20 protein-coding genes are annotated in these 20,724 nt (G+C 68.4%); 5 read left to right on the top strand and 15 right to left on the bottom strand.

Translation table 11 applies throughout. The features are described from left to right. Positions 1–22 precede the first annotated feature (22 nt). A complete protein-coding gene (locus tag IAI59_RS11355) occupies positions 23–655 on the top strand; it encodes a bifunctional 4-hydroxy-2-oxoglutarate aldolase/2-dehydro-3-deoxy-phosphogluconate aldolase (protein WP_207417271.1) in 633 nt (210 codons plus the stop codon). Continuing rightward, positions 652–1,578 (top strand): sugar kinase, encoded by a 927-nt coding sequence (locus tag IAI59_RS11350; RefSeq protein ID WP_207417272.1) that lies wholly within the window; start codon positions 652–654, stop codon positions 1,576–1,578. The genes IAI59_RS11355 and IAI59_RS11350 overlap by 4 nt, the downstream gene beginning before the upstream one ends. 12 nt (positions 1,579–1,590) lie before the next feature. Here IAI59_RS11350 and IAI59_RS11345 read toward each other — a convergent pair whose 3' ends face one another. The 9 genes from IAI59_RS11345 to IAI59_RS11305 form a co-directional block, all read right to left on the bottom strand. Further along, the gene (locus tag IAI59_RS11345) at positions 1,591–2,688 is read right to left on the bottom strand and encodes an acyltransferase family protein (protein ID WP_207417273.1); all 1,098 of its coding nucleotides are present in this window, start codon (positions 2,686–2,688) and stop codon (positions 1,591–1,593) included. Positions 2,689–2,787: 99 nt separating this feature from the next. Continuing rightward, positions 2,788–3,207: a VOC family protein gene (locus IAI59_RS11340; RefSeq protein ID WP_237180694.1), complete on the bottom strand. Its 420-nt coding sequence runs from the start codon at positions 3,205–3,207 to the stop codon at positions 2,788–2,790. A 7-nt stretch (positions 3,208–3,214) separates the two neighbouring features. Continuing rightward, positions 3,215–4,693: a M81 family metallopeptidase gene (locus IAI59_RS11335; protein WP_207417274.1), complete on the bottom strand. Its 1,479-nt coding sequence runs from the start codon at positions 4,691–4,693 to the stop codon at positions 3,215–3,217. Positions 4,694–4,697: 4 nt separating this feature from the next. Further along, entirely contained in the window at positions 4,698–5,936 is a 1,239-nt protein-coding gene (locus tag IAI59_RS11330) for a Zn-dependent hydrolase (RefSeq protein ID WP_207417275.1), read from the bottom strand. Next, positions 5,933–7,222, bottom strand: a complete 1,290-nt coding sequence (locus IAI59_RS11325) for an ArgE/DapE family deacylase (protein WP_207417276.1) — start codon at positions 7,220–7,222, stop codon at positions 5,933–5,935. The genes IAI59_RS11330 and IAI59_RS11325 overlap by 4 nt, the downstream gene beginning before the upstream one ends. 10 nt (positions 7,223–7,232) lie before the next feature. Further along, positions 7,233–8,840 carry an ABC transporter ATP-binding protein gene (locus tag IAI59_RS11320; protein ID WP_207417277.1) on the bottom strand — a complete coding sequence of 536 codons (1,608 nt, stop codon included), beginning with the start codon at positions 8,838–8,840 and terminating at the stop codon, positions 7,233–7,235. Next, on the bottom strand, positions 8,837–9,682 hold the full coding sequence (locus tag IAI59_RS11315) for an ABC transporter permease (protein ID WP_207417280.1): 846 nt from the start codon (positions 9,680–9,682) through the stop codon (positions 8,837–8,839). The genes IAI59_RS11320 and IAI59_RS11315 overlap by 4 nt, the downstream gene beginning before the upstream one ends. Next, positions 9,682–10,665, bottom strand: a complete 984-nt coding sequence (locus IAI59_RS11310; RefSeq protein ID WP_207417286.1) for an ABC transporter permease — start codon at positions 10,663–10,665, stop codon at positions 9,682–9,684. Before IAI59_RS11310 ends, IAI59_RS11315 begins: the two co-directional genes overlap by 1 nt. 10 nt (positions 10,666–10,675) lie before the next feature. After that, on the bottom strand, positions 10,676–12,262 hold the full coding sequence (locus IAI59_RS11305) for an ABC transporter substrate-binding protein (RefSeq protein ID WP_237180695.1): 1,587 nt from the start codon (positions 12,260–12,262) through the stop codon (positions 10,676–10,678). A gap of 88 nt (positions 12,263–12,350) precedes the next feature. On the opposite strand from IAI59_RS11305, the gene IAI59_RS11300 reads away from it, so the two are divergent. Both IAI59_RS11300 and IAI59_RS11295 read left to right on the top strand, forming a co-directional pair. Further along, positions 12,351–13,388: a histone deacetylase family protein gene (locus IAI59_RS11300; RefSeq protein WP_336512601.1), complete on the top strand. Its 1,038-nt coding sequence runs from the start codon at positions 12,351–12,353 to the stop codon at positions 13,386–13,388. Between the two features lie 10 nt (positions 13,389–13,398). Beyond that, positions 13,399–14,895, top strand: coding sequence for a YifB family Mg chelatase-like AAA ATPase (locus IAI59_RS11295; protein ID WP_207417290.1), 1,497 nt, complete (start codon positions 13,399–13,401; stop codon positions 14,893–14,895). A gap of 322 nt (positions 14,896–15,217) precedes the next feature. On the opposite strand, the gene IAI59_RS11290 is transcribed toward IAI59_RS11295, so the two are convergent. Next, a complete protein-coding gene (locus IAI59_RS11290; protein ID WP_237180696.1) occupies positions 15,218–15,643 on the bottom strand; it encodes a hypothetical protein in 426 nt (141 codons plus the stop codon). On the opposite strand from IAI59_RS11290, the gene IAI59_RS11285 reads away from it, so the two are divergent. Further along, a complete protein-coding gene (locus IAI59_RS11285; protein ID WP_237180697.1) occupies positions 15,642–15,944 on the top strand; it encodes a hypothetical protein in 303 nt (100 codons plus the stop codon). The two genes, IAI59_RS11290 and IAI59_RS11285, sit on opposite strands and share 2 nt — an antisense overlap. Position 15,945: 1 nt before the next feature. On the opposite strand, the gene IAI59_RS11280 is transcribed toward IAI59_RS11285, so the two are convergent. From IAI59_RS11280 to IAI59_RS11260, 5 genes are read right to left on the bottom strand one after another with little or no spacing between them, the layout of a single operon-like run. Beyond that, positions 15,946–17,469: a UxaA family hydrolase gene (locus IAI59_RS11280; protein ID WP_207417293.1), complete on the bottom strand. Its 1,524-nt coding sequence runs from the start codon at positions 17,467–17,469 to the stop codon at positions 15,946–15,948. Further along, entirely contained in the window at positions 17,466–18,482 is a 1,017-nt protein-coding gene (locus IAI59_RS11275; protein WP_237180698.1) for a zinc-binding alcohol dehydrogenase family protein, read from the bottom strand. Before IAI59_RS11275 ends, IAI59_RS11280 begins: the two co-directional genes overlap by 4 nt. 54 nt (positions 18,483–18,536) lie before the next feature. Then, on the bottom strand, positions 18,537–19,325 hold the full coding sequence (locus IAI59_RS11270; protein WP_207417295.1) for a transporter substrate-binding domain-containing protein: 789 nt from the start codon (positions 19,323–19,325) through the stop codon (positions 18,537–18,539). 22 nt (positions 19,326–19,347) lie between these two features. Then, complete coding sequence (locus IAI59_RS11265; protein WP_207417298.1) at positions 19,348–20,076, bottom strand: amino acid ABC transporter ATP-binding protein; 729 nt, start codon at positions 20,074–20,076, stop codon at positions 19,348–19,350. Then, entirely contained in the window at positions 20,060–20,713 is a 654-nt protein-coding gene (locus IAI59_RS11260; RefSeq protein WP_207417299.1) for an amino acid ABC transporter permease, read from the bottom strand. The genes IAI59_RS11265 and IAI59_RS11260 overlap by 17 nt, the downstream gene beginning before the upstream one ends. Positions 20,714–20,724 lie beyond the last annotated feature (11 nt).

Raw genomic sequence — 20,724 nt, 5'->3', positions numbered from 1 at the left:
AGACCCTTGGCAGGATGAACCCGTGGCACAGCACCCGTTGATCGAAACCTTCCGCGCCGCGCGCATCGTGCCGGTGATCCGCACCAGCACCGCCGCCCGCGCCGCCACTGCGGTGGAATGGTTGAAGGGCGCTGGCATCACCATCTTTGAGATCACCCTGACCATCCCGGACGCCCTGTCGGTCATCCGGGACGTGGCGGCCGACCCGTCGTTGCTGGTGGGCGTCGGCACCGTCCCGGATGCCGCGGCGGCCGAGGCAAGCCTGCGGGCGGGCGCGCGGTTCGTGGTGTCGCCCTGGGTGGAGCCGGCGCTGGTCGCCCCCGCCCGCGCGGCCGAGGCCTGTGTGATGATGGGCGCCTTCACGCCGACCGAGGTGCGCGCCGCACGGGCGGCGGGCGCCGACGTCGTGAAGATCTTCCCGGCCAGCTCGGCTGGCGGCCCGGCACATATCAAGGCGCTGAAGTCGGTGTTCCCGGACGTGGTGTTCTGCCCCACCGGCGGCGTCGATGCCCGCAACGCCGGCGACTACATCGCGGCCGGCGCGTCCTTCGTTGGCATTGGCGGCAAGCTGGTGGACGAGTCCGCCATTGCCGCCGGCAACCGCGGCGCCCTGGAAGCTGCGGCGCGCGAGGCCCTGGGCATCGTCCAGGCATGACGGTGGAGCTGCTGTGCATCGGCGAGCCGATGCTGGAATTCAACCAGAACGCCAAGGACGACCAGGGGCGGCCACTGTTCCTGGAAGGCCATGGGGGCGACACGTCCAATGCCGCCATCGCCGCCGCCCGGGCGGGTGCGCAGGTGGGCTACCTCACCGCCATCGGGCAGGACGCACCGGGCGAGAACTTCATGAAGCTGTGGGCAACGGAGGGCGTCGACACCGCCACGGTGGTCCGCAAGCCCGGACTGCCGACTGCGGTGTATTTCGTCAGCCATGGCGAGAACGGCCATGAGTTCACCTTCTATCGCAAAGGCAGCGCAGCCGCGCATTACACGCCGGATGACGTGCCGGTGGAGGCCTTCCGCAGCGCCCGAATCCTGCACCTGTCGGGAATCAGCCAAGCGATCTCGACCAGCGCCTGCGACGCCTGCTTCCATGCCATCGACGTGGCAAAGCGATCAGGCGTGAAGGTGTCCTACGACACCAACCTGCGAAAGGCGCTGTGGCCGGTGAAGCGCGCGGCCGCAATCATGCACGCCGCCATCGCCGAAGCGGACATCGCCCTGCCCAGCCTGGACGACGCCACCGAGCTGACCGGGTTGAAGGACCCGGACGCCATTGCCGACTTCTACCTGAAGCTGGCACCGCTGGTGTTGCTGAAGCTCGGCAAGGAGGGCTCCATGGTCGCCACACGGGATGGCCGCACGCGCATTCCTGGCCGCCAGGTCAAGGCAGTGGACGCGACCGGCGCGGGCGACACCTTTGCCGGCAACTTCCTGGCCCGTCTTCTGGCTGGCGATGCGGCGGAGGATGCGGCGCTCTACGCCAATGCCGCCGCCGCCCTGGCTACCACCGGCTATGGCGCCGTGGCACCCATGCCACGCCCCGATGCCGTGCGGGCGCTGATGGCGGCGGGTTAGCGGGGGCGTCGTTTAGGGAGCATCGGCTCGGGGGCTGGCGGCTCGTCTGCCCCGAATGAGTGACAGCACGGCCACTCCCACAGGCCGCCAATCATCCTTCCGCCGTTCGGTGACTTCAGCGATCAAGAAGAGGATGATCGTCGAGCCGCAGAGGAGGATGATCCTGGTCGCCCAGCTGGTGGGGGGCCAGGGCAGGATGGTGGTCAAAAACTGCGCCACCGGTAGGTGGAAAAGATAGATCGTAAAGGTAGCGCCAGCGGCCCAGCGCACTGGGCGGGATATCGGCAGAATAAAGCGCCCAAGTACCGGCGCAGAGGCCGCGAAGCCGATCAGATTGGCGGTGAACAAGATGCCGACGACATAGTCGTGCAAAGCGTCAGCGCGATTCACCAAGCCGGGGATCAACGGCAAACCAAGTGCGGCGCGACCACCGGCAACATCATATGTGATGAAAGCCACGATACTCATGGCGAACAATGCCATCCCGGTGCGCGGGCCAATCCGATTGGATGCAACAATGGCGTAAGCGCCGACGCCGAAAAGCCATACGGGGAACAAGACCAGGATCTCTGGCCCGCAGATGGCGGCCGCTATGGGTACCCCGATCCAGCGTGTTGCGCTGCGAGCAAAGGCGGCAACGCCAAAAAGGATATAGTACCAGACTTCGTAATTTAGTGACCAATACGGTAAATTCGATCCCACATCGAGATTGAGATGCCAGATCCGATTCAAAAAAAGCAGAGACCCAAGATACTGTAAAAAAGGGTGCTCATTCGAGAACCCCCAGTCAGCCGAATAAAGTTCTGGCCGGATTGCCTGTCCGGCTGCATCCAGAAAGGCTGTCGCGATGAGCGCGGGAATGGCCACGGACACGATGCGGCTGACGCGGGCGACGACAAACCCGTCTCGATCCTCACCCCGCCCAAGAACGACATAACCGATAACGAAGCCGGAGATCACAAAGAAGATTGTGACGGCCTCATCCATGTAATTGGAAAGTTGCCAGAAGATCCCTGCCGTAAAGCGAGCTCCTGCCAAGTGACCCAGGAATACGATCATTGCAGCGAGGAAGCGCAGGAGATCTAGGTAGGCGGACAGCGACTTGCCCATTGAAAATCATCTGTTCCGTTTCATGCCGGCAAACAGATCGCCAGCTTGTGGCAAGCCGTAGCAGAGCCGGCATGGAGACGATAGGGCCGCGCGGCTGGGCTACGGAGCGGCCGGTGGTATCATGATATCCCCGCGCCGGCATAGCGCGACCTTGTTGCCGTCCGGGTCGCGGAGGTAGGCCCCGTAATACGCATCGTTATAGATTGGGCGCGGTCCCGGCGGACCGTCATCGGTTCCGCCGGCGGCAATGCCTGCGGCATAAGCCGCATCCACCGTGTCCGGGTCCGGCGCCAGAAAGGCCACCATGGTGCCGTTGCCCGCCGTGGCGGGCGCGCCGTTGAAGGGCGGGCAGATATAGAATTCGGCGGCCTGCCCCGGCCGCTTCCAACCCGCCCAGCCGGACGCGGTGTCGTCCTCGAAACATTCCAAGCCAAGCGGTGCCAGCAGCGCGCGGTAAAAGCGCACCGACGCCGCATAGTCGCCGGTGCCCAGGGTGACATGGCTGAACATCGGCAGCATGCGGCGTTCAGCCCATGGGGCGGGTGCGGATGCCGGGCCGCAGATGCTGGAACGGAAAGCCGGACGGATCGGCCAGCACCGGGCCCGGCGCCGCCACCACGATTACCTCCCGCGCGATGGGCTGGAAATCGGCCCGAAAATGCACGCTGGACTTCAGCGCCAGGATCGGCTCGCCCGCCGGCTCGATGCCGATGTGGCGGAACAGCGCCTGGTCGTGCGCCTGCATCTTGCGCGTGACAACGATCACCTTGACCGGGCCGATGCCAATCAAGGCCGTGGGGCCAAGGTCGGCGGGGTTGCCCGCGCTCATCGGCCCCGTGCAGGTGAAGCGGCCATCGGTCAGTCGCAGCACCTTGGCCCGCACCTCGATCGGCGTGCCGTCGGACCTGCCGCCCAGGGACAGCGCGATCTCGGCACCCTGCCCCGCCGCATGGCAGGCAGCGGCGCTGGCCGCGTCATTGATGATGCCAAGCGTGGCGGGTGCGTTCTGGCGGATCAGCTCCGCCAGCAGGCCGGTGGTGTCGCCATGACCGCCACCACCGGGATTGTCCTGCGTGTCGGCCAGCACGACCGGGCCGCCGGCGCCGGCCCGGGCCACGGCCTGCGCCACACCCTCGGCCGCCGGAATGGCGCCGCCCGCGAAATCGGCCTCATGCGCATCCAGATACGCTTTCAGCCCTTCGGCGGCCGCATCGGCGGCAGCCTGATCCTCGGCGTAGCAGGTGATCGCCATGCCGCATCCGGGGAAATCGGCATAGGGAAAGCCGAAGCAGAAGCCCAGTTCCACCACGCCGCTGCCGGCGGCCAGCCGGGCACGCTCCGCCAGCACGTCGGCCATGGGCGAGACCATGGTGCATTGCATGGTCAGCGGGGTCCAGTAGTCCACCTGCCGGAAGGCGCGCGGCCAGGGCGTGCCGCGGCGGATGCGCGCGATCAGCAGTTCCATGGCCCGCGCTCCGGCGGCCTTCATGTCCACATGCGGATAGGTGCGGAACGGCACCAGCGCATCCGCCTTTTCCGCCATCAGCGCCGTGACGTTGGCATGCGGGTCGAGGCTTGTGGTGATCGGCACATCCGGCCCGACAACGGCACGGACCCGGCGCAACAGCTCGCCTTCGGCATCCGGGAATTGCTCGGCCACCATGGCGCCGTGCAGGTCGAGGTACACGCCATCCAGCCCGCCGGCATCGACCGCGACGGCAAGGTCCGCCACCAGGCAGGCGGCGATCCGCTCGAAGGCTTCTTCCGTCACCGGCCCGGCCGGATTGGCGAAGCACCAGGACAGCGGCACCAGCTCGATGCCCTCCGGCTCCGCCACCGACAGCGCACCGGCCGCGGGGGCGGACGTCGGACGCAGGACATCGAACAGCCCCGCGCCACGGTGATAGGCGGGAAAGCCGCCCGGGGTGCGGAATTCCTCCCACCCCGTGGCGACGGGAGCGAAGGAATGGCTTTCGTGCAGAAAGCCGCCGATGGCGATGCGCATGCGGTTACTCCGGTTGGGCACGGCCGGCGGTCGCCAGCACGGCGTCGGCCAGCACCACCAGTCCCGCCTCGGCCCAGGCGGGGGTGATGGATTCGGCCTCGTTGTGGCTGATGCCGCCTTCGCAGGGCACGAAGATCATGGCGGTGGGAACGCGGCGGGCAACATAAACCGCGTCATGGCCGATGCCGGTGGGCATCACCTGATAGTTCAGGCCCCGCCCGCGGGCGGCGGTTTCCAGGGCGGCCACCAGCGTGGGGTCGAAAGGGGTCAGCGGGCAGTGCCAGAAGTCGGCCACCTCCGCCCTGACCTTGCGGGCGGCGGCCACCTCGGCGGCACGGGCACGCAGCGCGGCGCCCATGCGGGCCAGCGCGGCCTCGTCGCCATGGCGGAAGTCCACGCTGAACCACGCCTCGGAGGGTACGACATTGCGGCTGTCCGGCCGTAGCGTCAGGCGCCCCACCGTGCCGCGGCCAGCCTCGGCGATGGCGATCTCCTCCACCGCCTGCACCAGCAGCGACGCCGCCACCAGCGCGTCGCGGCGGGGTGCCATGGCGCCGCCGGCGTGGAAATCCTCGCCCGTCACCGTCACGTCGAACCAGGCCTGCGCCAAAGCCCGGTCCACCACGCCGACCGGGATGCCTTCGCGCTCCAGCAGCGGACCCTGCTCGATATGCAACTCGAAATAGGCGCCGAGCGATTGCAGCCCGGCGGGGTCGGCCTCACCCTGCCAGCCGATGCGGCGCAGTTCCTCGCCGAACACCGCGCCCGCGGGGTCCCGCTTGGCCAGGACCTCCTCCTCCGTGAACAGGCCCATGGCCACGCCGCTGCCCATCATCGGCGGCGAGAAGCGGGCTCCCTCCTCGTTGGTCCAGTTGACCAGGACAATCGGCGCCTCCGTCTCGATGCGCGCATCATGCAGCGCGCGCAGCACCTCAAGCCCCGCCAGCACGCCCAGCACGCCGTCGAACTTGCCACCTGTCGGCTGGGTGTCCAGATGGCTGCCGATCGCCACGGCCGGCCGCGACGGGTCCCGCCCTTCCCTTCGCAGCGCCATGTTGCCAACGCGGTCGACGCTGAGGGTGCAGCCCGCCTCCTCCGCCCAGCGCCGCAGCAGGGCGCGGCCGGCGCCGTCCAGCTCCGTCAGGGTCTGCCGGTTGCAGCCGCCCTTGGGGGTGCCGCCGATGCGCGCCATCTCCATCAGACTGTCCCACAGCCGGGCGCCCGAGACGGGAAGGTTGCTCATGCCTTCTCGACCCCGCACCACTCGGCCATGGACAGCGCGATGGCACTGGTGGTGGCGTGAAAGCCATCCAGGCTGACGCTTTCATCAATGCCGTGGATACTATCCGCCTCCGGCCCGAAGCAGGCCACCGGCGTGCCCTGGTACAGCGTGAAGAAGCGCCCGTCGGTGAGGGCCGAGACTTTGTATTCCCGCAGTTCCCGGCCCGAGGCCTCGGCGAAATGCTTCTTGGTCAGCAGCGCGATGGGCGACTGCATGTCGAACTCGCAGGGGTCGGCCATGAAGCCCTTGAACTCCAGCTTCAACTGGGTGCCGCGCAGCCGCTCATCCTGCCGGGCACGCTCGACCAGCGCCTCGATATCCCGTTTCACGTCCTGTGCCGTGCGGCCCAGCATGACGCCCACCCGCATGCCGATGCGCGCGCGCGTGGGCACCGAGCTGTTCCACTCGCCGCCTTCCAGCGTGCCGAGGTTGACGTTGACCGGGTGATTCACGCCGAAGAAGGACGGGTGGACGTTCTCAGCCTTGTTCATCTCCCCCTCGTAGTCCTTGAACATGCGGGAGATCAGGTAGACGCCCTCGATGGCGTTGATGCCCTCGTGCATGTTGCGGACATGGGTGGGGCGGCCGGTCAGCGTGACCCAGGCCCAGACGACGCCCACCTCCACGGAATAGATGGCATCGAAGCCAGGCCCCGGCTCGGGGATGATGGCGGCGTCGCATTTCGGCAACGCCATCATGCAGGCCAGCGCGCCGTTGCCGGTGCATTCCTCCTCGATCACCGAATGGAACTGCACCTCGGCGGCCGGCTGAAGCCCGGCCATCTGCAGCGCGCGAAAGGCCATGACATTGCTGATGTCGCCGGCCTTCATGTCGCCCACGCCGCGGCCGTACATGCGGCCATCGCGGGTGCTGGGCTCATAGGGCGGCGTGGCCCAAAGGTCGGCGGCGCCCTCCGGCACCACGTCCACATGGCCCTGCAGCACAAGGCTGCGACCCTTGGCCTCGCGCGGCTTGTGCACGGCGGCGACGTTGTCGCGCCCCTCGTAGGAGATCAGCGGCGGCGAGAAGCCCGGCACGTCCTGCAGCTTCGCCGGCACGGTGGGGATGCGCAGGGCGGTCAGCCCCAGCGCCTCGTAGTTCCGCGCCATCTCGTCCAGCGCCGAGGCCTCGTTGCCAAGGGTGGAGGGGCAGCGCACCAGACGCTCCAGCGCCGCGTTGGATTCGCCTTCCAGCGCCTTCACGGCATCGAAGATCGCGCGGCGGACGCCGGGGTCGAGAGCAGGCATGATCAATCCTTCAGGCAGAAAGCGCGGGCGGGGTCCATCCCTGGCCGGGGATGCTGTCCAGCAGCGCGCGGGTATAGGCGTGCTTCGGCGCGCCGAAGACCTGCTCGGTGGTCCCGAGCTCCACGATGGCACCACGTTGCATGACGGCGATGCGGTCGCAGATCTGCGCCGCCACCCGCAGGTCGTGGGTGATGAACAGCATGGTCAGGCCCAGCCGCTTGCGGATATCCGCCAGCAGCGCCAGCACCTGAGCCTGCACCGAGACGTCGAGCGCGGATACCGGCTCGTCGGCGATCAGCAGTTCCGGCTGCATCGCCAGCGCACGCGCCAGCCCGATGCGCTGGCGCTGCCCGCCGCTGAACTCGTGCGGGTATCGCTCGATGGCCGAAGGGTCGAGCTGCACCAGCCGCAGCAACTCCACCGCGCGGGCACGCGCCTCGGCGGGATCGACGCCATGGGTGATCGGGCCCTCGGCGATCGCGTCGCCCACCTTGCGGCGCGGGTTCAGCGAGGCGTAGGGGTCCTGGAACACCATCTGGATGCGCTTGCGGTAGGGCAGCCACCCGGCGCGGGACAGCGGGCGGAGGTCCTCGCCGGCGAAGATGATCTCGCCCTTTTCCGGCTCCACCAGCCGCACCACGCAGCGGGCCAGCGTGGATTTGCCGGAGCCGGATTCACCGACCAGCCCCAGCGTCTCGCCCTTGTAGAGCGTGAAATCGGCGCTGTGGATGGCGCGCACCGTCGCGCGCGGGCCGATCCAGCCGCCGCGGGAATAGGTCTTCTCGATGCCGCGCATCTCCAGCACCGGCGTCTTCGATACCTCTGGCCGCGCCGCGGCGTCGCCATGCGGCACGGCGGCGATCAGCGCCTTGGTGTAGGGGTGCTGCGGCGCGTTCAGCACCTGTTGCGCCGTGCCCTGCTCGACGATGCGGCCATGCTGCATCACCACCACGCGGTCCGCGATCTCGGCCACCACGCCGAAGTCATGGGTGATAAACATCACCCCCATGCCCTGGCGCGACTGGATTTTGCGCATCAGCCGCAGGATCTGCATCTGCGTCGTGACGTCAAGCGCGGTGGTCGGCTCATCGGCGATCAGCAGCGCGGGCTCCAGCGCCAGCGCCATGGCGATCATCACGCGCTGCCGCTGGCCGCCGGACAGGCGGAAGGGGTAGCTCTTGGCGATGCTCGCCGGGTCGGGCAGGTTCACCGCCGCCAGCAGTTCCGGCACGCGCCTCGCCGCCTCGGCGCCCTTGCCGTGCACCTGCAGGGCTTCCGCGATCTGGTCGCCCACCCGCATCAGCGGGTTCAGCGCCGTCATCGGCTCCTGGAACACCATCGCCATGCGGCGGCCGCGGCGGGAACGCAGCGCCTCGTCGGACAGCGCCAGGATCTCCTCGCCCTCGAAGGTGATGCGCCCGGATGTCACGGGAAGCTGCTTCGGCAGCAGGCCCATCACGGTGTTGGCGGTGATCGACTTGCCCGAGCCGCTCTCACCCACGATGCAAAGGATTTCCCCGGCAACCAGATGCAGCGACAGGTTTTCCACCGCATGGGGCCGGTCGGCGCCCTGGGGCAGCGCGACCGAAAGGTTCTCAACCGTCAGCAGGCGGGTCATGGCTTGCCTCCACGGGCGCGGGCCAAGCGCGGGTTCAGCGCGTCCGACAACCCTTCGCCCACCAGGTTGAGCGACAGCACGGTGAGGAAGATGGCGATGCCGGGGAACACGCTCATCCACCAGGCGATGCGGATGACGCTGCGGCCGGAGCCGATCAGGAAGCCCCAGGACATCAGGTTCGGATCGCCCAGACCCAGAAAGGACAGAGCGGATTCCAGCAGGATCGCGGACGCCACCATCAGCGACGACAGCACGACGATGGGCGACAGCGCGTTGGGCAGGATATCCCCGAAGACGATGGAAAGCCGCGACTTGCCCAGCACCTCGGACGCCTGCACGAACTCCCGCGACCGCAGCGACAGGAACTCCGCGCGCACCACGCGGGCCACCGGCGGCCAGGACACCACGGCGATGGCGAAGACGATGGACCAGATGGTCGGCGTGAAGATCGCCACCAGCAGGATGGCCAGCACGAAGGAGGGGATGGTCTGGAAGAACTCGGTGAAGCGCATCACCACGTCGTCCACCCAGCCGCCCAGGTAGCCGGCCAGCGCGCCGAGCCCGATGCCGATGACCAGCGCCACCACGGTGGACACGGCACCGACCAGCAGAGACACCCGCGCGCCATGCGCGATGCCGGCCGCCACGTCCCGGCCCAGGCTGTCAGAGCCGAGCAGCATGTCCATCTCGCCCGGTGGGGCAAAGGGCATGCCCGCCATGTCCCAGGGGCTGCCGGGATAGAACCAGGGGGCGCCGATGGCGAGGATGACGACCAGCAGCAGAATAACCAGCCCCACCACCGCACCGCGGTTGCGGGCGAAGTTGCGTGCGAAGCCGCGCATCACGACACCTCCACACGCGGATCGACCACGGCGTAGAGCAGGTCCGTGATCAGGTTGAACAGCACCACCATGACGCTGGTGCAGAAGAACACGCCCATCAGCACCTGATAGTCGCGGGCCAAAAGCGCCTCAAAGGCAAGGCGGCCGATGCCGGGCCAGGCGAACACCGTCTCGACCAGGATGGATCCGCCCACCAGCTGCCCCGCCTGGATGCCGGCGAAGGTGATGACCGGCAGCATGGCGTTGCGCAGCACATGGCGCCGCAGGATGCGCCCTTCCGGCACGCCCTTGGCGCGCGCGGTTTTCACGAAGTCCTGGTCCGCCACCTCCAGCATGGTGGCACGCGACAGCCGCGCATAAACCGCCACGTAGAATAGCCCCAGCGTCAGCGCCGGCAACAGCAGGTGCTTGGCCACGTCCAGCACCTTGCCGATGCCCGACAGCTCGACACCCACCGACATCATGCCGAAGGAGGGCAGCCATTCCAGCGTGACGCTGAACAGCAGCACCAGCATCAGCCCCACCCAGAACAGCGGCGTGGCGTAGAAGGCCAGCGCCAGCACGGTGATGACGCTGTCCGACCAGCGGCCCACCCGCCGCGCCGCCAGCGCGCCCATGGTCACGCCCAGCACGATCGCGAAAACAAAGGCGGCGCCCGTCAGCAGCAGCGTCGCCGGCAGCCGGTCCCACACCAGCGAGGCGACGCTGGCCTGCTGGCGGTGGCTGAAGCCGAGGTCCAGCGTCAGCACGCCCTTCAGGTATAGCCAGAGCTGCACATACAGCGGCTGGTCCAGCCCGAACTGCGCCCGAAGCTGCTCCAGAAAGCGGGCATCCGCCGCGCCGGACTGGCCCGCGATGATGCTGGCCGGATCCCCCGGCGCGGCGTGGATCAGGAGGAAGTTGCAGACGACGATCGCGAGCACCACGATCGCCGCCTTGACCAGGCGCCCCGCTAGGTAGGCAGGAAAGCGCGACAGTTCCATGCGCCGGCGATCAGGCCAGGAACACGTCGTCGAAGCTGGCATGCACGCCGGAGCCGGAAGTGATCACCTTGTTCAGCTTCCGGTCGTAGATCGTGGGGAAGGACATTTCCATCAGCCACAGCAGCGGCATGTCGGCCACCAGGATCTTCTGCACGGCCGAGAAGGCCTGCTGTCGCATTGCCGGGTCAGCGGCATCGCGCCCCTGCTCGAAGAGCTTGTCCACCTCGGGGTTCGCATAACCCGCGACGTTGGAGAACAGGATCTTCTTGATGTTGGTGGAAACGTAGGAACGCTCCACGCCCAGCGTCGGGTCGCCATATTGGTACAGGTAGTTGATGGTGGTATCGAAGTCCCAGTTGGCGGTGCGCTGCGACCAGGTGCCCACATCGACGCTTTCCAGTTGCAGGTCCACGCCCACCTGCCGGAAGGATTGCTTCAGGAATTCGCCCAACCGGGTGAAGACCTCGCCGTACGGCAGGCTCAGATGCTTGATGCTGAAGCGCACGCCCTGCCCGTTCGGCTTCAGCCCCGCCTCATCCAGCAACGCCTTGGCGGCATTGAGGTCGTAGCCCGGCACCTTGGCGGTGCCGTCGTAGAACCGCGTGGCGCTGTGGAACGGGCCGGTCGCGGGCTTGCCGATGCCGAACCACAGACGCTGCGCGATGAAGTCGCGATTCACCGCCATGGTCAGGGCACGGCGCACCCGCACGTCGTCCAGCGGCTTCACGCGGTGATTGAAGTCCATCCACATCAGCGGGCCGAAGTATTCCCAGCCGGTGGTCTGCACCTCCAGGTTCGGGCGCGCGCGCATCTGCGGCACGTCGAAGGGCTCGATGTCGTTGGACTGGGTCAGCTGCACCTGGCCGCTTTCCAGGGCCAGACGGCGGCTCTGGCTGTCGGGCACGACGCGGTAGATGATGGCATCCAGATAGGGCTGCCCCGGCTTCCAGTAATCCTCGAAGCGCTCCAGCCGGATGAAGTTGCCCCGCTGCCATTCGGCGAGCCGGAACGGCCCGGTGCCGACCGGCTTGGCCACCGCCGGCGACTGGCGGAAGTCGGTGCCCTCGAACAGGTGCTTCGGCACGATGGCCGAGACCGTGTTGTCGAACATCAGTAAAAACGGCTCGAACGGTGCCGACAGCACGAACTTCACCGTCGTGGGGTCGACCGCGATGCCTTCCTTGATGCGGGCGAAGACGCCCCGCGCGCGGGGCGAAACCTCCATGTGGAACTTCATGATGGAGAACACCACGTCGTCCGCGGTCATCGGCACGCCGTCGTGGAACTTCACGTTCTGCTGCAGGTGGAAGGTGTATTCCAATCCATCGGCGCTCACCTCCCAGCTCTTCGCGAGCTCCGGCATGGGGGAGAGCTTGCTGTCGTAGCGGAGCAGGCCCTGGAAGATCTTGCCGCCGACGATCAGCGTCGGCGCCTGGTTGTTGATCCCCACATGAAGGATCGGGGGTTCCGGATTGACGATGCTGTTCAGCGTGCCGCCGCGCCTGGGCTGCACGCCCTGGGCGATGGCATCCTCGATCCGCCAGAGCACCGGCAAGGCGGCAGCGCCAGCCATCAGGCCGCGTCGCGACATGGACATACGTCGGTCTCCGTTGGAAAAATCCCCTGGCCCGAACGCTAGCCTTCGTTGCACCGGATCGACAAGCCCGCCCCTTCATCTTAGCGTCATGGCCATGCAGAGCTTCGCCCACCCCGCCCAGCTGCGGCATACGCCGCGCTTCTTTCTCCAGCGCGGCCAAGTCCGCGCGAACTTCGAGGTGCCGGAGCGGGCGGGCGCGCTGCTGTCCGCGCTGCACCGGCTGGGCCTGCCACCGGCCGAGCCGCCCGCCGCGACGCGGGCGGCGCTGCTGGCGGTGCATGACGCCGGCTACGTCGATTTTCTGGAAAGCGCCTCGCGCGGCTGGAACGGATTGCGGGAACGGGGCCCCGAGGCTGTCGCCAACATGCATCCCACACCCGAGATGCTGGCCCAGGGGGCGGTGTGCCCCGAATCCATCATCGGCCGCGTCGGCTGGTACACGGCCGACACCGCCTGCCCCATAGGCGACGGCACCTGGGAAGCCGCCGCGGGTGCCGCCGGCGCGGCGCTGGCCGCGGCCGACGCGGTGGCGCAGGGCGGCACCGCCTACGCATTGTGCCGCCCGCCGGGCCACCATGCCTATGCAGCGCGGGCGGGCGGGCATTGCTACATCAACAACAGCGCCCTCGCCGCGCAGCGGCTGCGGGACGCCGGCGCCGCCCGCGTCGCGGTCTTCGACATCGACGCGCACCATGGCAACGGCACGCAGGGCATCTTCTGGGACCGCGGCGATGTCCTGACCGTCTCCGTGCACGGCGATCCTTCGGGCTATTATCCGTGGTATGTCGGCCATGCCGGGGAAACCGGCGCGGGGGACGGCTCCGGCTGCAACGCCAACCTGCCCCTGCGCCAGGGCAGCGCGGACGACGCCTGGCTCGCCGCCATCGACACGGGGCTGCAGCGGGTGCGGCTTTTCCGCCCCGATGCACTGGTGGTCCCGCTGGGCTTCGATGCCTCGGAGCACGAGCCATTGAGCTTTCTGGGCGTCACGGCCGATGGCTTCGCCCGCGCGGCGGAGAAGCTGGCGGCGCTCAACCTGCCGACCGTGCTGGTGCAGGAAGGCGGCTACAACGTCGAGGTGATCGGCGGGCTGCTGGAACGCTTTCTGACCGCCTGGGGGCGTTGATCCCTTTCCCATGACCATCGCGCGCTTGGCAACCTTCGCCTTTTCCGGCATCGAAACCGTACCGGTCGAGGTGCAGGTGCAGATCTCCACCGGCCTGCCCGCCTTCATGGTGGTCGGTCTGCCGGACAAGGCCGTGGCGGAAAGCCGCGAGCGGGTGCGTGCCGCGCTGACCGGGCTGGGGCTGGCCCTGCCGCCCAAGCGCGTGCTGGTGAACCTCGCCCCCGCCAACATCCAGAAAGAAGGTTCGCATTTCGACCTTCCCATCGCCCTGGCCGTGCTGGCGGCGATGGAAGTGCTGCCGCGCGAGGAACTGGCCGGCTTCGCCGCCTTGGGCGAGCTGGCGCTGGATGGCACCGTCGGGCCCGTCGCCGGCATCCTGCCCGCGGCACTGGGGGCCGCCGCGCGGGGGCTGGGGCTGATCTGCCCCGGTGCGCAGGGCGCCGAGGCCGCCTGGGCGGGCGACATCGAGATCCTGGCCGCCGCCGACCTGCGGCAATTCATCGCCCACCTCACCGGCCGGCAGCTGCTTGACCCGCCCAAGCCCCCCGCCCTGCTGTCGGAGCCCCCCACCGGCCCCTGCCTGTCCGAGGTGAAGGGCCAGGAAAGCGCCAAGCGGGCTATCGAGATCGCCGCTGCCGGGCAGCACAACATCCTGCTGATCGGCCCGCCCGGCGCGGGGAAGTCGATGCTGGCTGCCCGCCTGCCCGGACTGCTGCCGGACCTGACGCCGCAGGAGGCGCTGGAGGTGAGCCTGGTCCGCAGCGTGGCGGGACTGATCGAACAGGGCCGCATCTCCGCCCGCCCGCCATTCCGCGACCCGCACCATTCCGCAAGCCAGGCGGCGCTGGTGGGCGGCGGGCCGGGGGCCAAGCCGGGCGAGATCAGCCTGGCGCATCGCGGGGTGCTGTTTCTGGACGAATGGCCGGAATTCCCGCGCCCGGCGCTGGAAGCCTTGCGGCAACCTTTGGAATCGGGCGTCTGCTCCATCAGCCGGGCCGCGGCGCACATCACCTATCCCGCCCGCGTCCAGCTGGTGGCGGCGATGAACCCCTGCCGCTGCGGCCATTTGGGCGACGGCCCACGCGAATGCGGTCAGGCGCCCCGCTGCGGCGAGCAGTACCAGCAGCGCATCTCCGGCCCGCTGATGGACCGAGTGGACCTGACCATCGGCATGGCGCCCATCGCACCGGGAGAACTGGCGCGCGCGCCGCGGGGCGAAACCAGCGTGGTGGTGGCGGCACGGGTCGCGGCGGCGCGGCATGCGCAGCACCAGCGCGGCGGCATCAATGCCGAGGCGACGCTGGACGGGCTGACGGCGGCGGCGGCGCCGGACACCCTGGCCCTGGCGGAACGGGCCGCGACCCAGCTTGGCTTGTCCAACCGTGGCTTCACGCGGTGCTTTCGCGTGGCCCGGACCATCGCCGATCTGGCGGGCGAGGCGACGATCGCCCGCGCCCACATGGCGGAGGCCCTGGCCTTCCGGCAGCGCTCCGGCGGCCGCGCCTAGCGAAAGCGGGCGGGCCGGCGCTCCACCCGCTGGTGCAGACGGCGGCGCTGCGACCAGACCAGGGCCGGCGCCACGCCCAGCAAGGGCGCGGTGCCGATCATCACGAGGCCCATGGCCGCACCTGCCGGCCGGCCGCCCAGAACGAAAGCCAGCACGGTGCTGGCGGCCCCGGCCGCATTGAGCGCGACAGCAGCGATCCACCAACGCCAAACGCGCCCGGAGGGGCGCGTTTCCTGTTCCAGTGGTGCGACATGCACCTCGCCCTGGTCGCCGACGTCGTAGAGCCGGCTCGGGTCGACCGTGAAGGCGGGTGGCGGCCGGTTCAGCGCCGCATCATGGACGAAAAGGCATGGCCTTGCCGCCCGGCTCGCTTCATGCGCCACCACAGGCTGCCGAACGCGACGGCGCCGGCAAGAACCGCGATCGGCAAGGCGATCGCGAAGAACGCGATGGCGATGCCCGCCACCACCACGCCGCCCGCCACCAGCGCGACAAGCGCCGCGACACCGCCAACGCGGGCCATGACCTTGTCCGTGAAGCTGGTGGGACGTGCCTGTGGACCGCGGAACTCACCCTCCGGGGTCATGTCGATGACGGGGCGCTGACGGAACTGCTGATCCATGCGGGTGATGTTGCCATGACTGAGGGGCGGTTCAAGGCCCGCAACATTCTGTTTCCTGTCACGGGTTACGGCGCGGGGCCCCACGTGCCATATGCCGCCCATGATGCGTGGCACCGCCCTGATCATGCTGCTCCTGCTCGCCGCCACGCCCACGCTGGCTGCCGAGTACCGGCGCCCCAGCTCTGCGCAGATCGAGGAATTGCGGCGCTGGCTGTGCCCGAATGGCGGTGCGCCGGTGCGCGGCGCCCCCGGCCGGTGCAACGCCGGGGGCCGCCGCACGGCCGCCGGTTCCGGCTTTGGACTGCCCGCCCCGGGGTGGGACCGCGGCCTGCCGGCCGCCAGCCGCGTGCAGTCCGCCTGCCCCGAGGGCACCAAGCCGATGCTGGCGCGCGGCCATGACGACGTGACCCGCTGCCTGCCCGGCTGAGCTACATGGTGGCGCCGAGCTGCCAGGGCACGAACTCATTGCGGCCATAGCCGAGCAGTTCGGACTTGGACCGCTCGCCGGATGCGATGGAAAGCAGACGGCCGAAGATCTCCTCGCCCTTCTGCGCAACGCTCACGCCGTCGAGGATATCCCCGCAGTCGATGTCCATGTCGTCCTGCATCCGCCGGTAAAGGTCGGAGTTGGTCGCCAGCTTGACCGAGGGTGTCGGCTTGCAGCCATAGGCGGAGCCGCGCCCGGTGGTGAAGCACAGCAGGTTGGCGCCGCCGGCCACCTGCCCCGTGGCGGCCACCGGATCATATCCCGGCGTATCCATGAACACGAAGCCGGTGCGGTCGATCCGCTCGGCATAACGATACACGCCGCGCAACGTGGCGGTGCCGCCCTTGGCGGCCGCGCCCAAGGACTTCTCCAGGATGGTGGTCAGGCCGCCCGCCTTGTTGCCCGGCGATGGGTTGTTGTTCAGCTCCCCCCCGGCGCGCGCGGCATAGTCCTTCCACCAGGCGATCAGGTCGACGATCTTGCGGCCGACCTCCACGCTCTCCGCCCGCCGCGTCAGCAGGTGCTCGGCGCCGAAGATCTCCGGCGTTTCGGACAGGATGGCGGTGCCGCTCTGGCGTACCAGCAGGTCGGCGGCCGCGCCCAGCGCCGGATTGGCGGTCAGCCCGGAATAGCCGTCCGAGCCGCCGCATTGCAGCGCCAGCGTCAGCGCCGAGGCGGGAGCGGTGCTGCGGACGCTGCGATTGGCGAAGGGCAGCATCTCGCGGATCTTGCCGACGCCGATATCGATGGCCCGCCGCGTGCCGCCGCTTTCCTGAATCGTCAGGCTCTGGAAGTGCTCGCCTTCCACGATGCCATAGGCGTCCTTCAGGCGCGGGATCTGGAACACCTCGCAGCCCAGCCCAACCACCAGCACGGCGGCGAAGTTGGGATGGCTGGCATAGCCCCACTGGGTGCGGGCCAGCAGGTCGAACTCCTCGCCCTTGCTGCCCATGCCGCAGCCGGTGCCATGGGTAAAAGGCACCACGCCGTCGATGTTCGGGTATTCGGCCAGAATGCCCGAGCGGGCGATCTCATCGGCGATGAAGTCGATCACGGTGGCCGAGCAGTTCACCGATGACAGGATGCCGATGTAGTTGCGCGTGCCCACCCGGCCGTCGGCGCGGTGGAAGCCCTGGAAATGCGCCGGCAACTCGCCGTCGCGCAGGTGCTGGTCGTCCCGCACCTCCTGCGCGAAGGCATAGTCCCGCTCGAAGTCCTGGATGGCGACGTTGTGCTCGTGCACCCAGGAACCAGGCAGGATGTCCCGCCCGGCGAAGCCAATGATCTGGCCGAACTTCCGCACCGGCTGCCCCTGCCCGATGCCGGCCGTCGAGAGCTTGTGCCCCTTGGGCACCCGCTCCGTCACCAGCAGGCCGAAGGGCAGCATCGTGCCGGCGGGAATGGCATCGATGGCGACGACGACGTTGTCGGCATCGTGCAGGCGCAGCGTGCGGGGCGCGGTCATACTTCCAGAATGGCCTTGATGACACCGGCCTCGGGGCGCGCCCATTCGCGGAACAGCTCGGGGCCGGAGGTCAACGGGCCGCGATGCGTGTTCAGCGCCTTGGTCGGCACGCGGCCCGCCTGCATCTGTGTCACGACCTCGGCGAAGTCGTCCGCCTGCGCGTTGCGGCTGGCGAAGAGCGTGGTTTCGCGCTTGTGGAACTCGGGGTCGGAAAAGGTGATGTTCTCCCGCACCACGGACACCAGCACGTAGCGCCCGCCATGGCCCACGAAGCCGAAGCCGCGCTGCATGGCGGCGGTGTTGCCGGTGCAGTCGATCACGGCATCGAAGAAGTCGCCCTGGGTGGCGGCAGCCGCCTTGGCCTCGGCCTCCGCATTGGCCAGCAGCAGCGCGTCGGCGCCGAGCTGGTCCTGCGTGAAGGCCAGCCGGTCCTCGCGCATGTCCATGACGGTGACATGCGCGCCGCGCGCCTTGGCGAAGATGATGGCCGACATGCCGATGGGGCCGGAGCCCACCACCAGCACGCGGTCCTGTGCGCCGATGCCGCCGCGCTTCACGCCATGCGCGCCGATCGCCAGGAACTCGATCATCGCCGCGTCCTCCAGCGGCGTGTCGCCGACCGGGATGACGTTGCCGGCGGGCACGCACAGCAGCTCCGCCATGCCGCCGTCCTTGTGGACGCCGAGCACGCTGATGTTCTGGCAGGCGTTGGTGATGCCCTTGCGGCAGGCCACGCAATGGCCGCAGCTCAGATAAGGCACGATGTAGCAGTTCTGGCCGGCGCGCAGCCCGCTGCCTTCGGGCGCGGACTCGATGGTGCCGGACAGCTCATGCCCCATCACCCGCGGGTATTCTAGGAACGGGTGCTTGCCACCGAAGATATGGAAGTCGGTGCCGCAGATGCCGACACGCTTGATGCGCACCAGCACCTCCCCCGCGGCCGGCTTCGGCTCGGGGCGGTCGATCACCGACAGCTTGCCGGGTTCGTCGCAGATCAGCACCTTCATGGTCATGTCTCTCGGTCAGTCGGATAAGGGCCGGCCCGCCTGGAGGGCGGGCCGGAAGCATTACGCCGGCATCTGCTCGGGCAGGTCGACGCCGTTGTACTTCTTGTAGATCTCGCGCAGCTTGCCGTTCGCCATGTTGGCGTCGATCCATTCGTTCAACGCGGTCTGCAGCGCCGTCTCGCCCTTGCGGATGCCAACCGCGTAGGGATTGGTGCGGACCACGATCTTGACCTCGAACGGGCTGTTGCCGGCGCGGGTGTTGGCGGTCGCCATGATCTGCGGCGAGGTCGCCATGATGTCGATCTGGCCGGACACCAGCGCGGTGATCAGCGTCGCGTCGTCGTCGAAGCGCACGATCTGCGCACCGGTGTTCAGTGCCGTGAAGGCGGCGTCGTTGGAGCTGCCGCGGGTGGTGCCGACGCGCTTGCCCGACAGCGCCGCGTAGTCCGGCAGCGCCACGCCCTTCTTGCCGGCGACGACGATCTGGATGACGCCATAGGGCTTGGAGAAGTCAATGACGCGCTTGCGCTCGTCGGTCACGCTGAAGCTGGCCATCACCATGTCGGCCTTGCCGGTCAGCAGGAACGGCACGCGGTTGGGGCTGGTGACCTGCACGATCTCCAGCGGCAGCTTCCAGTCGGCGGCCAGCAGCCGCGCGGCCTCGACGTCCGAACCGGTGGGCTGCATGGAGGCATCGGTCATGCCGAAGGGCGGCGAGCCGAGGTCGAGCGCGACCATCAGCTTGCCGCGCGTCTTGATGGCATCCGGCACCTGGGCAAAGGCCGGGCGGCCGAGGGTGGAGGCGGCGATCAGGCCGGCGCCGGCGCCGAACAGGGTCCTGCGGTTCATTCTGGTGTTCCTCTTCTGGTTTTTAGAGTTCGCTGCCGATGAAATCGCGCAGCTCGGGAGTCCGGGGACTGGTCAGCTCGTGGCCAGGGAGCGTTTCCCAGACCTTGCCCTGCCGCATGTAGATCACGTTGGTCGCCACCTTGCGCGCGAAGCCCATCTCATGCGTCACCAGGATCATGGTCATGCCGCCGCGCGCCAGGTCCTCCATCACCTTCAGCACTTCCCCCGTCAGCTGCGGGTCGAGCGCGGAGGTCACCTCGTCGAACAGCATCACCTTGGGCTGCATGGCGAGCGAGCGGGCGATGGCCACGCGCTGCTGCTGGCCGCCGGAAAGCTGCTCGGGGTAGTGGTCGGCCTTCTCGGCCAGCCCCACCTGCGCCAGCACGCCATGCGCCAGCTCCCGCGCTTCCTTCTTGCCCACCTTCTTCACGCAGGTCGGCGCCAGCATGATGTTCTGCTCCGCGGTCAGGTGCGGAAACAGGTTGTAGCTCTGGAAGACGATGCCGACGTCCTGGCGCAGCGCGCGCTTGTCCAGCTTGTCGCTGTCCACCTGGTGGCCGCAAACCTCGATCGAGCCCTGCTCGATGGTTTCCAGAGCGTTGATGCAGCGCAGCGCGGTGGACTTGCCCGAGCCGGACTGGCCGATCACGGCAACGACCTCGCCGCGCGCGACCTCGAAGGACACACCGTCCAGCACCTTGAGCGGACCGAAGCTCTTGTGGACGTTGCTGAGCTTAACGACGGCCGACATTGAGCCTCCTTTCCAGCCCACGGCTCCAGACCGAGAGCGGGTAGCAGATGAGGAAGTAGATCACCGCGACGGTGATGAAGACGATGAAGGGCTGGAACGTCGAGTTGTTGATCAGCTTGCCGGCCTGCGACAGCTCGACGAAGCCGACCACGGACGCCAGCGAGGTGTTCTTGACGATCTGCACCAGGAACCCGACCGTGGGCGCGGTCGCGATGCGCGCCGCCTGCGGCAGGATGACGCGGGTCATGCGCTGCCAACGGGTCATCGCCAAGCACTCGGCGGCCTCCCACTGGGTCTTCGGCACGCTTTCGATGCAGCCGCGCCAGATCTCGCCAAGAAACCCCGAGGCGTAGATGGTCAGGCCGGCACCCGCCGCGAGCAGCGCGGGGACGTTGTTGAAGCCCAGGATCGCCACGCCGAAATAGATCAGGAACAGCAGGATCAGCAGCGGCGTGCCCTGCACGATCTGCACATAGGCCGAGGCGATGCCACGCAGCAGCTTGTTGTCCGACACCTTCATCAGCGCGATGACGAAGCCGAGGAGACCGCCGCCGATAAAGGCGATGGCGGAAAGCGCCAGCGTCCACCCGGCGGCGATGATCAGGAACCAGACGTGGCCGAGGCCAAAGGTCGGCATGCTTTCCCCTC

Source organism: Roseomonas haemaphysalidis (genome assembly GCF_017355405.1).
Lineage (GTDB): Bacteria > Pseudomonadota > Alphaproteobacteria > Acetobacterales > Acetobacteraceae > Pseudoroseomonas > Pseudoroseomonas haemaphysalidis.
The sequence above is the reverse complement of the archived record's forward strand: the minus strand, read 5'-3'. Positions and strand labels throughout refer to the sequence as shown.

Bases quoted from the DNA above. Each gene is read 5' to 3' on its own strand.
- IAI59_RS11350 (WP_207417272.1), top strand. From the start codon at position 652: ATGACGGTGGAGCTGCTGTGCATCGGCGAGCCGATGCTGGAATTCAAC.
- IAI59_RS11345 (WP_207417273.1), bottom strand. From the start codon at position 2,688: ATGGGCAAGTCGCTGTCCGCCTACCTAGATCTCCTGCGCTTCCTCGCT.
- IAI59_RS11340 (WP_237180694.1), bottom strand. From the start codon at position 3,207: ATGCTGCCGATGTTCAGCCATGTCACCCTGGGCACCGGCGACTATGCG.
- IAI59_RS11335 (WP_207417274.1), bottom strand. From the start codon at position 4,693: ATGCGCATCGCCATCGGCGGCTTTCTGCACGAAAGCCATTCCTTCGCT.
- IAI59_RS11330 (WP_207417275.1), bottom strand. From the start codon at position 5,936: ATGAGCAACCTTCCCGTCTCGGGCGCCCGGCTGTGGGACAGTCTGATG.
- IAI59_RS11325 (WP_207417276.1), bottom strand. From the start codon at position 7,222: ATGCCTGCTCTCGACCCCGGCGTCCGCCGCGCGATCTTCGATGCCGTG.
- IAI59_RS11320 (WP_207417277.1), bottom strand. From the start codon at position 8,840: ATGACCCGCCTGCTGACGGTTGAGAACCTTTCGGTCGCGCTGCCCCAG.
- IAI59_RS11315 (WP_207417280.1), bottom strand. From the start codon at position 9,682: ATGCGCGGCTTCGCACGCAACTTCGCCCGCAACCGCGGTGCGGTGGTG.
- IAI59_RS11310 (WP_207417286.1), bottom strand. From the start codon at position 10,665: ATGGAACTGTCGCGCTTTCCTGCCTACCTAGCGGGGCGCCTGGTCAAG.
- IAI59_RS11305 (WP_237180695.1), bottom strand. From the start codon at position 12,262: ATGTCCATGTCGCGACGCGGCCTGATGGCTGGCGCTGCCGCCTTGCCG.
- IAI59_RS11300 (WP_336512601.1), top strand. From the start codon at position 12,351: ATGGCCATGCAGAGCTTCGCCCACCCCGCCCAGCTGCGGCATACGCCG.
- IAI59_RS11295 (WP_207417290.1), top strand. From the start codon at position 13,399: ATGACCATCGCGCGCTTGGCAACCTTCGCCTTTTCCGGCATCGAAACC.
- IAI59_RS11285 (WP_237180697.1), top strand. From the start codon at position 15,642: ATGCTGCTCCTGCTCGCCGCCACGCCCACGCTGGCTGCCGAGTACCGG.
- IAI59_RS11290 (WP_237180696.1), bottom strand. From the start codon at position 15,643: ATGATCAGGGCGGTGCCACGCATCATGGGCGGCATATGGCACGTGGGG.
- IAI59_RS11280 (WP_207417293.1), bottom strand. From the start codon at position 17,469: ATGACCGCGCCCCGCACGCTGCGCCTGCACGATGCCGACAACGTCGTC.
- IAI59_RS11275 (WP_237180698.1), bottom strand. From the start codon at position 18,482: ATGACCATGAAGGTGCTGATCTGCGACGAACCCGGCAAGCTGTCGGTG.
- IAI59_RS11270 (WP_207417295.1), bottom strand. From the start codon at position 19,325: ATGAACCGCAGGACCCTGTTCGGCGCCGGCGCCGGCCTGATCGCCGCC.
- IAI59_RS11265 (WP_207417298.1), bottom strand. From the start codon at position 20,076: ATGTCGGCCGTCGTTAAGCTCAGCAACGTCCACAAGAGCTTCGGTCCG.
- IAI59_RS11260 (WP_207417299.1), bottom strand. From the start codon at position 20,713: ATGCCGACCTTTGGCCTCGGCCACGTCTGGTTCCTGATCATCGCCGCC.